Genomic DNA, 13,791 nt, shown 5'->3' on the forward strand with positions numbered 1-13,791 from the left:
CCGCATGGTTTATGACGCCCCGCGATATAGGTTCGAGCATGGTTCAATGCGAGATGTGTGGCACCGAGACGTCGTCTCCGAAGACGATCAAGGTGGAGGGTGCGAAGTTAGACGTGTGTTCGAGCTGTACCGAGTTCGGGACGGAGGTGAAACAGCCGAGTAGCTCGAGTTCGTCGACGAAGTACTCGACCGATTCGGGCTCCTCGGGGTCGGGTTCCGGCAGCGCTGCGAGCGGTGGCTCGACGTCCTCGAGTTCGAGCGCGGGCGGCTCGCGCCGGCAGGACATGTTCGACGACATGGACGAGCTGGCGACCGACTACGACGATCTCGTGCGTAACGCCCGCGAGGACGCGGGGCTGAGCCAGTCCGAGCTGGCGAACGAACTCAACGAGAAGGCGAGTCTCATCCGGAAGATCGAACGGGGTGATACCCTCCCCAGCGACCAGGTGCAGTCGAAACTCGAGAGCTTCCTCGGGGTCGATCTGAGCGCCGAGGGCGGGTCCGCCGAGGACTCGGAGTGGTCTGGCGGGTCGGCGACGGGCAGCTACACGCTCGGCGACGTCGTCAAGCGCAAGGACTGAGGCGATCCGCTGTACCGGGTTCCCGGAGCGACCGTAGGACGGCTCGCGGTCGTCGGAACTGACGTCCGGGAGTTCGTCCGAGCAGGCTTCACGCCCCCGACTCGCAAGCTATTTCTTTCCCGGGACGGGCGTCTCTCGTATGTTCGTTCTCGTCAACCTCAAGACCTACCCGTGCGATCCGATCGAGGTCGCGGAGGCCGTTCGCGACGTCGACGACCGGACCGACGCCCGCCTGGCGGTCGCCCCGCAGGCCGCCCACCTCGAGCGCGTCGCCGAGACGGGGGTCGAGACCTGGGCCCAGCACGTCGATCCGATCGAGCACGGCAGTAACACCGGACAGACGCTCGCGGAGTCGGTCGCCGACGCGGGCGCCGACGGAACGCTGATCAACCACTCCGAACAGCGGCTGAAGCTCGCCGACATCGACGGCTCGGTACGCGCGGCCGAGCGGGCCGGTCTGGAGACGGTCGTCTGTGCGAACAACCCGGCCCAGATCGGCGCCGCCGCGGCGCTGGGTCCCGACGCCGTCGCGGTCGAGCCGCCCGAGCTCATCGGTACCGGGACGCCCGTCAGCCAGGCCGACCCCGACGTCGTCGAGGACGCGGTCGACGCCGCCGCTGGCGTCGACGCGGACGTCTCGGTCCTCTGTGGTGCGGGCATCAGCACCGGCGAGGACGTCGTCGCCGCGGGTGATCTCGGCGCGGAGGGCGTGTTGCTGGCAAGCGGGGTCGCGAAGGCCGACGATCCGACCGCCGCGCTCGAGGACCTGGTCGACCCGCTCTGAGCGGGAACCGTTTTTCCCGGTGCCGACCGAACTCGCGGACATGAGTTCGGACCACGCCGTCGAAACCGCACTCGAGAACCGACTGATGAGCAACGGCATCTACGTCACCGACGTCTCCTGGCCCGACGGCGGATCCGACGAACCCGTCGACGGCGCGGCGATCGACCTCGAGTACGAGACCGTCGCCGAGGCGTCGTTCGTGACGACCGACGAGGTAAGCGCCGTCGTCCGCATGTTGCTCGCGGTCGCCGAGGAGCGCGGGTGGACCCCGGGACGCCTCGAGGCCACCTCGCTGTCGACCGACGGCGACCGCAGAGGACACTGGCACGTCGAAGGCGAGTGGTTCGCCGGCCTCGGCGTGGAGCTCACGGAAACGGAGTTCTCCCAGCGGGTCCTCGCGACGGTCAGTCGACCGCCCGAGGCCGAGTAGCGTCACCGCCGCCCACGGGGGCGAACCGGGACACCGATATGGACGCGGTCGCGAGAGTCGAGTATGGACACACCAGCCCGCTCGCCTGCGTCCGGGATCGGTCGGGACGTCCTCGCGCTCGGGGCGGTCGATATCGCCATACTCGCCGTGATCATCGTCGTTGGCCAGCTGAGCCACGGCGTCGAACCGCTCGCGGAGCCGCTGGTCGCCCTCGAGACGGTCGTCCCCTTCGCCGTCGGCTGGCTCGTGATGGCGCCGCTGGCGGGGCTTTACGCTCCCGGGGTCGCGACGTCGCTCACCCGTACCGTCCGCGTGACGACGGTGGCGTGGGTCGCGGCGGCAAACGTCGGGATGATCCTGCGGGCGTCAGCGCTGTTCGACGGCGGCGCAGCCTGGCCGTTCCCGCTCGTGATGACCGGGTTCGGACTCCTCGTGCTCGTCGGCTGGCGCGGCGCCTACGCGGCGTACGCAGACACGCGACGGTAGCGCTCACGGGATCACTGTCACCCGCGACTCGCGCGGATTCCTCTCGATTTCGATAGTATGTTCTCGCCGATACGTACGAGCTAAAATATAATGATTGTTAGTGTTCGGTATGCGTTCGGATCGTCGGCTACAGAAACACTCTCTCGGCCGATTCAGCGGAATCACAACTCACGTTCCACCGAATCGACCCGGAGAGCGACTACTCATCTCCCTGATTACGCGCTATCCTAATTCACACAACCAATCTATAAGTTATACGTATTTGCTCCCCCAGATACGAGTTAGAAACCGGTTCACTATCAGCTAATTATGGGAAACACTTATATCGTCATTCCGCATAGTATAGTATAGATTATGACTGGATATTACGACATTGTTCTGGGCCTCATTCCGGTCGCACTGCTCGGTATCACCGCCGCGCTGACGTTCGTCGGCCTGTCGATGACGGCAGCGATACCGGCCGGCGCCTTCGCCGCGATGGTGCTCATCGGCCACGCAATGTTCGTCAACGCCCCGGTCGATTCGACCGAGGACGTCCAGTCGACCCATCAGCCGGTCAACGCGGACTGATCTAGCCGGTATCCCTTTCTCCCTTCCGGCCGTCGTCTCGTTCGTGACCGACACCCTGTTTCTGACCAGCGACGACGTCGCCGGGCTCGCAACGCCCGCCGAGTACGTCGACGCCGTCCGCGAGGGGTATCAACAGCGTGGGACGGGTGCTCCGGCCGAGCCCCGCTCGAAACTCGTCCGCGAGGAGCCCTCCGGGATGCTCACGGGGTACGCCGCGATCCTCCCAGATAGCGGAGTAATGGGCGCCTACACCTACACCGCCGGGTTCGGCGCCGAGGACGCCTGGTTCGTGCTGTCGCTGTTCGACGCCGACAGCGGCGAGCCCCTGGCACTGTTCGACGGGGCGAGCCTGAACCCGTTCAAAACCGGCGCGACGGGTGCTGTCGGCGTCGACGCCCTGGCCCGCGAGGACGCGACGACGCTTGCGGTGATCGGCAGCGGCGCCCAGGCCCGGGGCCAGCTGCGCGCGACCGCGACCGTCCGCGACCTGACCGAGGTTCGAGTCTACTCGCCGACCGTCGAGAACCGCGAGGCGTTCGCGGCCGACTTCGACGCCGAGCTCGCTGCCGACGTCCGGGCGGTCGGCTCGAGCACCGACGCCGTCGCCGGCGCGGATATCGTGATCACGGCGACGCGGGCGAGCGAACCGGTGTTCGACGGCGACGTCCTCGAGCCCGGCACCCACGTGACGGCGATGGGCCAGTACGGCACCGACGGCCGCGAGCTGGACACGACGACGATCGAACGAGCGACGTACGTGCCCGACCTCCGCGAGCGGGCGACTCACGACGCCGGAGCCTTCCTCGCGGCGCTGGAGGACGGCGCCGTCGGCGAGGACCACGTCCACGCCGATCTCGGCGAGGTCGTCGCCGGGATCGAACCGGGGCGGACGAGCGCCGAGGAGCTCACCGTCTTCGACAGCGGCGGCACCGGGGTCGAGACCGTCGCCGCTGCCGGACTGCTCTACGAACGGGCCCGGGAGGCGGGGCTCGGCACCGAGATCTCGTTCGCACCGGCGAGCGAGGCGCTCACCGGGGACTGATCGTCGTCGCCATCGGCGTTCCGGAGCCGTCGGATAGTGGGGGGTTACGAGCTCGTCACCGACGGCAATCGCAGGCTACGCCGTCGCTTCGCCTCGCCAACGTTTAATTTCTGGTGTAATTCCTGCGAAACCGTAGGGGCGTTCAAACGTCTCGGCTCCCTACGACCGACCTATGCCCAGTGCGGCCGAGCTCGTCGCGATCCTCGAGTGTCGCGACTCGCTGGCGATCGCCTGTCACGACAACCCCGATCCCGACTGTCTGGCTAGCGCGCTTGCGCTCGAGACGATCGCCGACGAGGCCGGTATCGAGGACGTGACCATCGCCTACGGCGGCGAGATCTCCCACCAGCAAAACCGCGCGTTCGTCTCCTTGCTCGAGCTCTCGCTGCGAGCGCTCGCGGAGACCGACGTCGGGGACTACGACGCAGTCGCGTTCGTCGACCACTCCCAGCCTGGCGCCAACACCGAGCTCCCGGCGACGGTTCGACCCGAGATCGTGGTCGATCACCATCCCGGCGACCCCGTCGAAGGCGAGTTCGTCGACGTCCGCGTCGACTACGGTGCGACCGCGACGATCTTCGTCGAGTACCTCGAGGAGCTCGGAATCGAGCCGACCTCGCGGCTGGCGTCGGCGCTGCTCTTTGCCCTCCACCGCGAGCGGCTCGACTTCGTCCGCAACCCGACCGCCCGTGAGTACGAGACGGCGCTGGCGATCTACCCGCGGGCCGACCTCGAACTTCTCGACCAGCTGTACGGCAGCGCCTTCTCCGCGCCGACGCTGGACGCGATCGGGCGGGCGATCGCGACCCGCCAGCAACGGGGGTCCTCGATGGTCGCGACCGTCGGGCGAACCACCGAAACCGACGCCTTACCCCAGGCCGCGGACTACTTGCTCAACCTGGAGGGGGTGGACACGGTGTTGGTCTACGGCGTCGTCGACGACGCGATCCGGCTGAGTGCCCGCTCGATCGATCCCGCGATCCACATCGGCGAGGCCGTAAGCGACGGGTTCGACGAGCTTGGCTCCGCGGGCGGCCACCACGACATGGCCGGCGGCCGGATCGAGCTGGCGGCGATCGCCGAGGACGTCGACCCCGACGCCAGGGACCTGCTGACGGTCGTCGGCAGTCGGCTGCCCAAGCGGTTTTTCGCGGTCCTCGAACCCGAAACCGACGCAGACGACGCGTGAGTCCTCACTCGATGTCGATCGCGTGGGAGCTCCCGCCGGGTTCGAGCTTTGGGAGCCGGATCGTTAACACGCCGTTGTTGACCGTCGCCTCGATCCCGTCGGCGTCGACGGGTTCGGGGAGGGTCACCTGCCGGCTGAACGACTCGAGCTCGCGCTCGCGCCGGAGGTAGTCCTCGCGCTCGTCGGTCGTCTCGCTCCCGCGCTCGCCGCTGAGAAACAGGGTGTCGCCGGAGAGCCGACTCTCGAGGTCGTCGGGCTCGTACCCCGGGACGTCGACAGTGACGACGAACTCGTCGTCGTGGTCGGCCAGATCCAGGCTCGTCCCGCCAGCGGCGACCGCGAACCGGCTGCCGTTCTCGGTCTCCCACGTCCGTGGCGCCTCCTCGAACTGGCGGTTCAGTCGGTCGAATAGCTCCTCGAGGCGGTCGAAGGGGTTTCGTCGGCTGGCCATAGCAGTCAGCCCTTCACCGACGTCCTCGAAAAAGCCATCCACGGCCGTCGGGACTGTCAGCGACGCGAACGTGTCGGCTCGCGAACGCAGCAGCATCCAGGCCGACCGTTTTTCCGTTCGCCGACGCTACCGTCGGGTATGACGAACGCGCTGTTTGTCGTCAGTGAGGAAGGCTACTGGGGCGAGGAATGTGTCGAGCCCCTCGAAACGCTCTCCGATGCGGGCGTCGAGATCACCGTTGCGACGCCGTCGGGCGGCCCGCCGAAGCTCGACGAGACGTCGGCCGACCCCGACGAAGTCGGCGAGGAGACCGCCGAACACGTCCGGGAGGTCCACGAGAGCGACGAGCGACTGAACGACCCGATTCCGGTCGCGCGGGCCGACGGCGAGACCTACGACGCCGTCGTCTTCCCGGGCGGTCACGGCACCGAGTGGGACGTCAACCAGGACAGCGACGCCCGGCGACTGCTTCGGGAGGCCGTCGAGGGCGAGGACGGGAAAGCGCTCGTGGTCTGTCACGCCGTCGGGATGCTCGGGTTCGCCCGCGACAGCCAGGGAGCGTTCATCGTCAACGGCCGTGAGGTCACCGGCTTCCCCAACGAGTGGGAGGAAGAGATCGTCGACGAGAACGACGTGATGCCCGACGGGCGCAAACTTCCCTACTGGGTCGCCGACGAGGTCGAGGTCGCGGGTGGCGAGTTCGAGCCCGAACTCGACCAGGACACGAGCGTCACCGTCGACGGCGACCTGCTTACGGCGCGGGGCCCCGAGTCCTCGAGCGCCGCCGCGGATCGGCTCCTCGAGGAGCTCGACCTGTAGGTCGGAACCGGGCCAGTTATCCCTCCGGGTTGCCGAGTCCAGATGTGACCGCCGACCCGTCCCCGCCCGAGCGAACGGTCGATCTACAGAGCCGGAGCTACCGGATAACCGTCGACGACGGCCGGGAGTCGTTTTTCGCGCTGAGCATCGAAGACGCCGCCAACGACGACGCGTGGCTGATGTCCGACACCGTCTACGCCCTCGAGTCGATGCGCTAGCCCGCCCGGAATCAGTCCCTTTTTATTTCGCGCCGGGGAACGTCGACTATGAGCTTCGAGGAAGACGACCGCGTCGTTTTGCACGACGAGCACAGCGAGTTCGACGGCGAGACCGGGACCGTTACCCAGACGATGGAGTCGATGTTCGGCGACGTCACCTACACCATCAGCTTCGAGGACGGCCAGGAGACCGGCGTCCCCGAGGACGCCCTCGAGGAAGCCGACGACGCCGACGAGGAGTAATCGGAGCCGAAGCCGTCGAGGTCGCCGACACCACCGAGACACCGCACCGGTACTGCACCAGTAGATGCCACAGATTCCGCTTCACTACGTCGACCTGCGGGCGTTCTGTTACGCCACCGAGGACGAGAAACGCGTCGAGCAAGCGCTCCGAACCTTCCTCCCCGAGGAGTTCGAGATCGACCGCGCCGAGAGCGAGGGCCACTACGGCGACCGCATCCTGGTGCTCTCGGCCCGCGTCGAGAACGCCGACGATGTGCGCTACGTCCTCTCGCGGCTCGCCGACCTCGAGACCCTCGATACCCTGCTCGACGAGCTCGACGATCGGGTCACCGAGAACACCGAGCTCTTCTTGCGGCTCGACAAGCAGGCCGCCTTCGGCGAGACGGTCCGCCTCGGCGAGGGGATCACGTTCCGCGCGAAGGTCGAGGCCTACCCCGCCAAGAAGGAGAAGGCCGTCGAGAACGCCGAGGACGTCCTCGAGCGCCTGCGCGACGAGGAGTGACATCCTTCTACGACCGAAGTCGTGGGCTTCCGCTATATTTGTGTCTTTTTAAGCGTAACTATCATCGAGATTGACAGACGGTACGTACAGGTCAAGTAGGTAACGGCAAGGCAGTCAGCCTCTCCAATGATTGTCAGACGAGCGTACTGAACTCGTGGGTGGACGGGCAGGCGAGCGTCCGTGAGTGGTTTTCACATGGCCTTTCAAATAATCAGAGACCGAATCAAGCCTTTACCGAAAATACCCGCTGAAGAGGAGCAGAACTAGGAGATTTTTAAAATGAATAGTTCTATAAAGAAAATAGCGCGAGTACCACGGGCCACCGCGCCCGTGGGTGAAGCGCGTCAAAACACGAGCTTTTAACAGGTAGCTAACCATACCAAATCCAGTGCAGTCGTCCAAACTCACTCAAACGCTGTCGTTCGGACTAGACATTGATACGGGGAGTGACGACGACCTGCAAACGGGCTGTATTGAGGCCCGCCGCATCCGCAACGAAGCCAATCGACTCGACCGAGCCGGTTGGAATTGGAGCGATATTACATCGACTGTCGTTGATAACGCCGATCACGTCAACAATACTACCCAACTTATCGTTGACAAGGCACTCGGTGAAATCGAAGCCTATCACGACAACAAAGATGACGGGTGGGGGCGACCCTACCCATACATCGACGAGTCGTACCCGATAGTGATGAATCACGGTGAAGGCTACCGTCTGTTCCCCCAAGACGACAGGACGGTTCGATTCCGCATCACCGCCACAAGAGGCACGCACGTCAAAGGTGAACTTCATGGCAGTCCAGATTATTTCGACCGATTGCGAACTGCCTTCACTGATGAGGAGCGGCGGGTTGGGACTGCTGAAGTCGTTCACAAACACAATGAGTGGCGGCTCCACGTCACCGTCACACACGAGACTCATCAAGTCGCCAGCAAGCACGGTGCAGACACGATTGTTGGTGTGGATGTGAACGAGGACTGTATTGCAGTTGCTGCAATGAGTCGAAGCGGTTCGGTGAAAGACTCCGTGGTGTTCGAGTATCCGTCGGTGAAAGAGCAGCGTCACGCGTTTTTCACCAAGCGCAAGCGGATGCAGAAAGCTAACCAGACCGCGTTCGAGACGGGCGTGCAGACTGAAGAACGTGACTACGTTCACGATTGCCTGCACAAAGTCTCGCGGAACGTTGTCGAATGGATCTCGCAGTTTTTGGCTCCGGTAGTCGTCTTTGAAGACCTCAAAGAGATGCGAGAGTCCATCGATTACGGGGCGCGGATGAACCGACGTCTGCACTCGCTCCCGTTCGCTGCACTCCAAGAGATGGTATCGTACAAAGCTGCGTGGGACGGGATTCCTTCCGACGAGGTTGATCCTGAGTACACGAGTCAGCGATGCCCAAGAACGGAGTGCCAGCACACAGACCGTTCGAATCGCCACAAGAAGCGATTCAAGTGTCAACAGTGTGGGTTCCAGGATCATTCCGATAGAAAGGCGGCGGTGTGTGTCGTACAGAACTGGTTAGAGCGAGAAACTGGAAATGTGCCATCTCTCGAAACCCTTCCACGGGTTTGGAAGGTGAGACGGATGGCATCGGGGGCTGGTGGAGGCCCCGGCTCTCACGGAGCAACTTTCGCTTCGGGTGTTTACCGACACGGAACGTCGGCGCAAGACTCTTCGAGTCAAGCGCGAGAGGAATTAAAGACCGTTGCGTCAGCAGTGCAGGACTAAACACGGACGCCCCGCGCCACCGTGCGCGGGGTACTTCACGTAACACCGACGCCTCTAGAACTCTACTCGACAGAGGACAGTTGCAATCAGTTAGAAGAGCCGAATCAGTGCTCGCAGCTAGCGGAAGCGTTATTACGAATTATCCATAACTCATAATACGATGTCTCAGTCAACGACGCCTGGCGGGACGCTCCCCCTCGAGCACCTTCGAACACTTGTTGATCTCCTCGAGAACCCAACGCTTGCCCGCATCTACACTCATGTGCTAGAAAACGACGGGGCTACCGTCGAAAATCTGATTACGGATCTTGATCTCCCACAAGGAACCGCCTACGATTATGTCGGAAAGCTCGAGGAGGCCGGACTGATAACAAAAACACGTGAACAGCGGCCATATGAATTCACAGCCGAGCCACTTTCAATTACGCTCACAACAGATGGTGAAGCACGCACGATCACCGCAGAACTCGTCGATGCAGTCGGCCGCCGCGAGATAGTCGAGGATATCGATGTCTATCTTGATCGTCATGGAATCGATGGCCTTGCAACCGCGCTTGAGTATGCTCATGAGTATGTCGACGGCACGGTCAACCATCGCATCATGGCGCGTGAACTCGATCTCTCTCCACTTGAAGCCGAGATAATTTTACAGGCACTTGAACCAGTCGTTCTCCGACACCGAAGCAGCGAATGAGAACGAAGTACATCGCAGATACAGGCGTCTTTGTCCGATGCGGTGGACCAACTGCTGAAAAATATCAGCAACTTCGTCGCGCCGTCCGACAGGCAGATGTCTCACTGCTGATCCCCAAGCGTGTATATCTTGAATTAGGCGGAGAACCCGACGATGAACCCTACCCATCAAGTACCATTCCTTGGCAGGAGGGGATCGAGGAAGGCTGGATTGTAGTGGCTGACGAACTCAAGTATTCGAATCCTCTTGTCTCAGGCATAATGGATGCCACTCGCCGATATATTGCAAACGACACAGACCGATCGGAGGACCATATCGAAAAAGCAGACACTGCTCTCGTTGGGCTTGCAGCACAACTTCTTGAGACTGGCAACGCTGAGCAAATCGTACTCTTGACAACAGACAAACCCGCGGGACGAGCAGCGGAAACCCTGCTTCCGGAATATGGGTTTGCCGATCAACTACAGTATCAATACGTGAGCGAAGAATACCTGGAGCAGGTGACCGCAACTGAGTTTTCACATTACTGTTGCTCATCTTCCCAGTAGCGATGACAGGCGTTTGGATGCGTCTCCCGCATGGTTGAGGAGCATCAGAGAAAAACGCGGATTGACCGTCGACGCCGACGACCCGCTGGGAACACTCATCAGTTTCTTGACTGTTTGTGGGCAAGGACATTCACCGACTCCGCCCCAAGCTCGAACGAGCGCTCGAGACGCCAGCAGCGCTCGCTGCGGACGCTCCCGAATTCGCGGTCCACTTTTAGTCAACCGGACGGCCTACGCATCGGCTGCAACGTGAATCCTGCAGTCCAAGAACCTCCGACCGACTCGAGAAGCCGTTTCGTTGCTCTATGCACTGACTCGCTTACCGTACGCCGCTGCTCGATCGCTCCAACAACTCGCCGGCGAAGACGACCGCCGGGAGCTTCGACCGGACTAAGCAGCTGTTCTCCGATCTCTCACCGCCGGTTGGCAAAATAGTACAGACTCTGCTCACAGCTGAAAGGCGTCTCTCACAGTATGAGCTCGCAGATAAAGCGGATGTCTCGCCACTGGCAGTCCGGAACTACCGCGATCGACTCGAGGCGCTCGATCCCATCCGTGTCGGCGAAAACGGATATCGGCTGACGTTGTCGTTTCAGACTACCACTGAACGTCGCAATCCCGTTGCTCCGCCAGTTGAGGATGTTGACTTTCACCAAGAGAAGCGTACGAATACAGTCCTGAATTACTTATCAACTCTCGTCTGGGAAGGAAAAAATAGACTTGCGAGCGTGAGTACCAGTCCACCCCAGAGTAATACATAGTGATTATTTGTAACAATAGCAGTGGTGAAGTTCGTACTAACTATCCAAAACCCACCTACTATCGAAAAGTGTAACCCAACAAGACTGAGGTACATCCCATTCATGTCAGACTTAATTTACATTAGATAGAACTTCTTTGTGCTTTAGAACTATCTCTTTGACAGGAATTGTGGTGTTCCGTTCGCATCTGTAGGTAACGAACCATCCGATTCAGGTTCGTGACCTGTACTGAATAAAGAAAGTATTTGAATCCGTACTGATGACCGTGTCTCCGATCCGACCTGACGTCGTCCCGCGGTCGCTCCGGAAAGGACTTACAGCAGACCGTACGACGGTCCGGTATGCACGTTTCCGTCGTCGGAGAGGACCCCGTCCGCGACGCCGTCGAGACCGCGCTCGCAGACGTCGACGTCTCGGTTCGCTCGGCCGCACCGACCGACCTCGAGGACGCCCGGTTCGCCGTCGTCAGCGACGTCGCCGGCGCGGCGACGTTCGATCGGGCCAACGAGGCCGCCCTCTCCGGCGATACCCCCTGGATCGCCGTCGAGATCGGCGGTGTCGGCGGTCGTCCGATCGCCGACCTCGACGCCGCGGTCTCGGGGTTCGCCCCCGGTACCGGCTGTTTCGACTGCCTACGGACTCGCGTCGACTCCCACCTCGAGTCGGCCGCCGACGAGCCCCGCGCCGACTCGAGCGCGGCTCGCTTTGCGGGTGCGCTCGCGGGACGGGAGTGCGTGCGGGTGCTGTCGGGCGAGGAACGGTCGGTGATTGGCCACGTCCTCGAGGTTCCCCACCGCCGACGGCGATTTCTGCCGATCCCGGGCTGTCCCTGCGGCGGCGAGCGCGACCGAAGCCTCGACCGGGATGACGACGCTTTCGACCTCGACCACGCCGTCGAGCACGTCGAGCAGGCGATCGACGACCGGGTGGGGATCGTCGAGACGATCGGCGAGGTCGAGTCGTTCCCCGCACCCTACTACCTCGCGACGACGGCCGACACGAGCGGGTACAGCGACGCCAGCGCGGCCAACCAGGCTGCGGGCGTCGATCCCGACTGGAACGCGGCGCTGATGAAGGCCGTCGGCGAGGGGCTCGAGCGTTACTGTGCGGGCGTCTATCGCGAGGACGACTTCGTCCGCGCGAGCGAGGACGTCCTCGAGCGGGCGGTCTCGCCGACCGAGCTCGTCCGTCCCGACGACGCGCCAGCGTCCGATCCGAGCGACGACCATCGGTGGGTCGAAGGCGAGACGCTCCGGACCGGCGAACCGATTCATCTGCCGGCCGCGGCCGTTCAGTTCCCCCAGCCCGGCGACGCCCTCGTGCCCGCGATCACGACGGGGCTCGGACTTGGCTCCTCGACGGTCGACGCCCTGCTGTCGGGACTGACCGAAGTCCTCGAGCGGGACGCGACGATGCTGGCCTGGTACTCGACGTTCGAGCCGCTGGGGCTCGACGTCGACAGCGAGACGTTCGCGGCCCTCGAGCGCCGTGCAGCGAGCGAGGGGCTCGATGTGACGGCGATGCTCGTCACCCAGGACGTCGACGTCCCGGTCGTCGCGGCCGCGGTCCACCGCGAGGACGGTGCCTGGCCCGCGTTCGCGGCCGGCTCCGCGGCGGGACTGGACGCGACCGAGGCGGCGACGGCGGCGCTGGCGGAGGCGCTACAGAACTGGATGGAGCTGCGGGGGCTCGGTCCTGACGAGGCAGAATCGGCCTCGGCGGCGATCGGAGAGTACGCCTCGTTCCCCGAGCCCGCCCGGGAGTTCATCGACGTCGAACAAACCGTCCCCGCGGCAAGCGTCGGTCCAGAGCCGGCCCCGACCGGACGCGATGCCCTCGAGGACGTCCTCGAGCGGGCGAGCGACGCCGAACTGGAGCCCCACGCGGCGCGGCTGACGACCCGCGACGTCGCGGGGCTTGGCTTCGAGGCGGTGCGGGTCGTCGTCCCCGGCGCCCAGCCGCTTTTTACCCGAGAGCCTTTCTTCGGCGAGCGCGCTCGGGAGGTGCCGGCCGAGCTCGGGTTCGAGCCCGAACTCGAGGGGCCGTTCCACCCCTACCCCTGAGCTGCGTTGTCGGCCTCGTCGTACTCCTCTTCGACCTCCGCCTCGGTTTCTTCGGCTTCGTCTTCGTCCTCGATGATCTCGAGTTCGATCTCGTCCTCGTAGAGGCTGATCAACACGAGGTTCGTTTCGTCGGTGATCTCCCCCATCTCGACCAGGTCCTCGATCTCGTCGTCGCCGTGGCGGGTGATACGAAACTGCTGGTCCTCGCCCTCGATGTGGGGTGGCGCGACGCGTTCGTCGGGCGTGATCGTGTAGCTCTCCTCGTAGGTCTCGCGGCCGCCGTCCCGAGCGACGGCGTCGAGACTGATATTGTACGGACGATCTCCCTCGTTGGTGATCTCGATGGGGACCGGGCTCTGGAGGCTGCCGGTGAAGTGATCCTCGACCGCGTCGACACAGCCCGCGAGGCTCGCGACGGCGACGACGCCCGCGGACCGGAGTACCGTACGGCGGTTCACGCTCGGCCCTCGGGGCCGAGCGACCGTCAGTATTACCCTTCCAGTCGGGGCTGGCACCTGTGGCCTGCCAACCGCTCTCCGGACCGATATCCGGCGATGCGGAACGACGGGCCGCGCGGCCTTGACATGTTAACGGTTACCTTCACGGCTAGCTACTGTGTGTAATAGGACGATGATTCATGACAAACAGCCACGAGTCGGCCGCGTACGGCCGTCCTCGAGA

17 protein-coding genes are annotated in these 13,791 nt (G+C 63.5%); 15 read left to right on the forward strand and 2 right to left on the reverse strand.

Going from position 1 to position 13,791, the window contains the following annotated elements; genetic code table 11:
• Positions 1-38: 38 nt before the first annotated feature.
• From NATOC_RS21320 to NATOC_RS17285, 7 genes are all read left to right on the forward strand, one after another.
• On the forward strand, positions 39-581 hold the full coding sequence (locus NATOC_RS21320; protein ID WP_015322758.1) for a multiprotein bridging factor aMBF1: 543 nt from the start codon (positions 39-41) through the stop codon (positions 579-581).
• A 139-nt stretch (positions 582-720) separates the two neighbouring features.
• Positions 721-1,365 carry a triose-phosphate isomerase gene (gene tpiA / locus NATOC_RS17260; RefSeq protein ID WP_015322759.1) on the forward strand — a complete coding sequence of 215 codons (645 nt, stop codon included), beginning with the start codon at positions 721-723 and terminating at the stop codon, positions 1,363-1,365.
• Between the two features lie 40 nt (positions 1,366-1,405).
• Positions 1,406-1,795 (forward strand): hypothetical protein, encoded by a 390-nt coding sequence (locus NATOC_RS17265; protein ID WP_015322760.1) that lies wholly within the window; start codon positions 1,406-1,408, stop codon positions 1,793-1,795.
• A gap of 63 nt (positions 1,796-1,858) precedes the next feature.
• Positions 1,859-2,281, forward strand: coding sequence for a DUF3054 domain-containing protein (locus NATOC_RS17270; RefSeq protein ID WP_015322761.1), 423 nt, complete (start codon positions 1,859-1,861; stop codon positions 2,279-2,281).
• A 354-nt stretch (positions 2,282-2,635) separates the two neighbouring features.
• The gene (locus NATOC_RS17275) at positions 2,636-2,851 is read left to right on the forward strand and encodes a hypothetical protein (RefSeq protein ID WP_015322762.1); all 216 of its coding nucleotides are present in this window, start codon (positions 2,636-2,638) and stop codon (positions 2,849-2,851) included.
• 43 nt (positions 2,852-2,894) lie between these two features.
• Positions 2,895-3,893: an ornithine cyclodeaminase family protein gene (locus NATOC_RS17280; RefSeq protein ID WP_015322763.1), complete on the forward strand. Its 999-nt coding sequence runs from the start codon at positions 2,895-2,897 to the stop codon at positions 3,891-3,893.
• A 172-nt stretch (positions 3,894-4,065) separates the two neighbouring features.
• Positions 4,066-5,082 (forward strand): DHH family phosphoesterase, encoded by a 1,017-nt coding sequence (locus NATOC_RS17285; protein WP_015322764.1) that lies wholly within the window; start codon positions 4,066-4,068, stop codon positions 5,080-5,082.
• Positions 5,083-5,086: 4 nt separating this feature from the next.
• Here the strand turns inward: NATOC_RS17285 and NATOC_RS17290 are convergent, their stop codons facing one another.
• Positions 5,087-5,533, reverse strand: coding sequence for an Hsp20/alpha crystallin family protein (locus NATOC_RS17290; RefSeq protein ID WP_049888959.1), 447 nt, complete (start codon positions 5,531-5,533; stop codon positions 5,087-5,089).
• 138 nt (positions 5,534-5,671) lie between these two features.
• On the opposite strand from NATOC_RS17290, the gene NATOC_RS17295 reads away from it, so the two are divergent.
• The 8 genes from NATOC_RS17295 (at position 5,672) to NATOC_RS17320 (ending at position 13,110) form a co-directional block, all read left to right on the forward strand.
• Positions 5,672-6,352, forward strand: a complete 681-nt coding sequence (locus NATOC_RS17295) for a type 1 glutamine amidotransferase domain-containing protein (protein ID WP_015322766.1) — start codon at positions 5,672-5,674, stop codon at positions 6,350-6,352.
• Positions 6,353-6,396: 44 nt separating this feature from the next.
• The gene (locus NATOC_RS22490; protein WP_015322767.1) at positions 6,397-6,570 is read left to right on the forward strand and encodes a hypothetical protein; all 174 of its coding nucleotides are present in this window, start codon (positions 6,397-6,399) and stop codon (positions 6,568-6,570) included.
• 48 nt (positions 6,571-6,618) lie between these two features.
• Positions 6,619-6,813 (forward strand): hypothetical protein, encoded by a 195-nt coding sequence (locus NATOC_RS17300; protein WP_015322768.1) that lies wholly within the window; start codon positions 6,619-6,621, stop codon positions 6,811-6,813.
• A 64-nt stretch (positions 6,814-6,877) separates the two neighbouring features.
• Complete coding sequence (locus tag NATOC_RS17305; RefSeq protein WP_015322769.1) at positions 6,878-7,315, forward strand: RNA-binding protein; 438 nt, start codon at positions 6,878-6,880, stop codon at positions 7,313-7,315.
• A 388-nt stretch (positions 7,316-7,703) separates the two neighbouring features.
• Positions 7,704-9,044 (forward strand): RNA-guided endonuclease TnpB family protein, encoded by a 1,341-nt coding sequence (locus tag NATOC_RS21325; RefSeq protein ID WP_083866614.1) that lies wholly within the window; start codon positions 7,704-7,706, stop codon positions 9,042-9,044.
• A 160-nt stretch (positions 9,045-9,204) separates the two neighbouring features.
• A complete protein-coding gene (locus NATOC_RS21330) occupies positions 9,205-9,738 on the forward strand; it encodes a winged helix-turn-helix domain-containing protein (protein ID WP_015322771.1) in 534 nt (177 codons plus the stop codon).
• Entirely contained in the window at positions 9,735-10,286 is a 552-nt protein-coding gene (locus NATOC_RS21335) for a hypothetical protein (protein ID WP_015322772.1), read from the forward strand. The genes NATOC_RS21330 and NATOC_RS21335 overlap by 4 nt, the downstream gene beginning before the upstream one ends.
• A 1,102-nt stretch (positions 10,287-11,388) precedes the next feature.
• Entirely contained in the window at positions 11,389-13,110 is a 1,722-nt protein-coding gene (locus tag NATOC_RS17320) for a YcaO-like family protein (RefSeq protein ID WP_015322773.1), read from the forward strand.
• On the opposite strand, the gene NATOC_RS17325 is transcribed toward NATOC_RS17320, so the two are convergent.
• The gene (locus NATOC_RS17325) at positions 13,101-13,568 is read right to left on the reverse strand and encodes a hypothetical protein (protein WP_015322774.1); all 468 of its coding nucleotides are present in this window, start codon (positions 13,566-13,568) and stop codon (positions 13,101-13,103) included. The genes NATOC_RS17320 and NATOC_RS17325 overlap by 10 nt on opposite strands.
• Positions 13,569-13,791: the final 223 nt, after the last annotated feature.

The sequence above is a fragment of the Natronococcus occultus SP4 genome (genome assembly GCF_000328685.1).
GTDB classification, from domain to species: domain Archaea; phylum Halobacteriota; class Halobacteria; order Halobacteriales; family Natrialbaceae; genus Natronococcus; species Natronococcus occultus.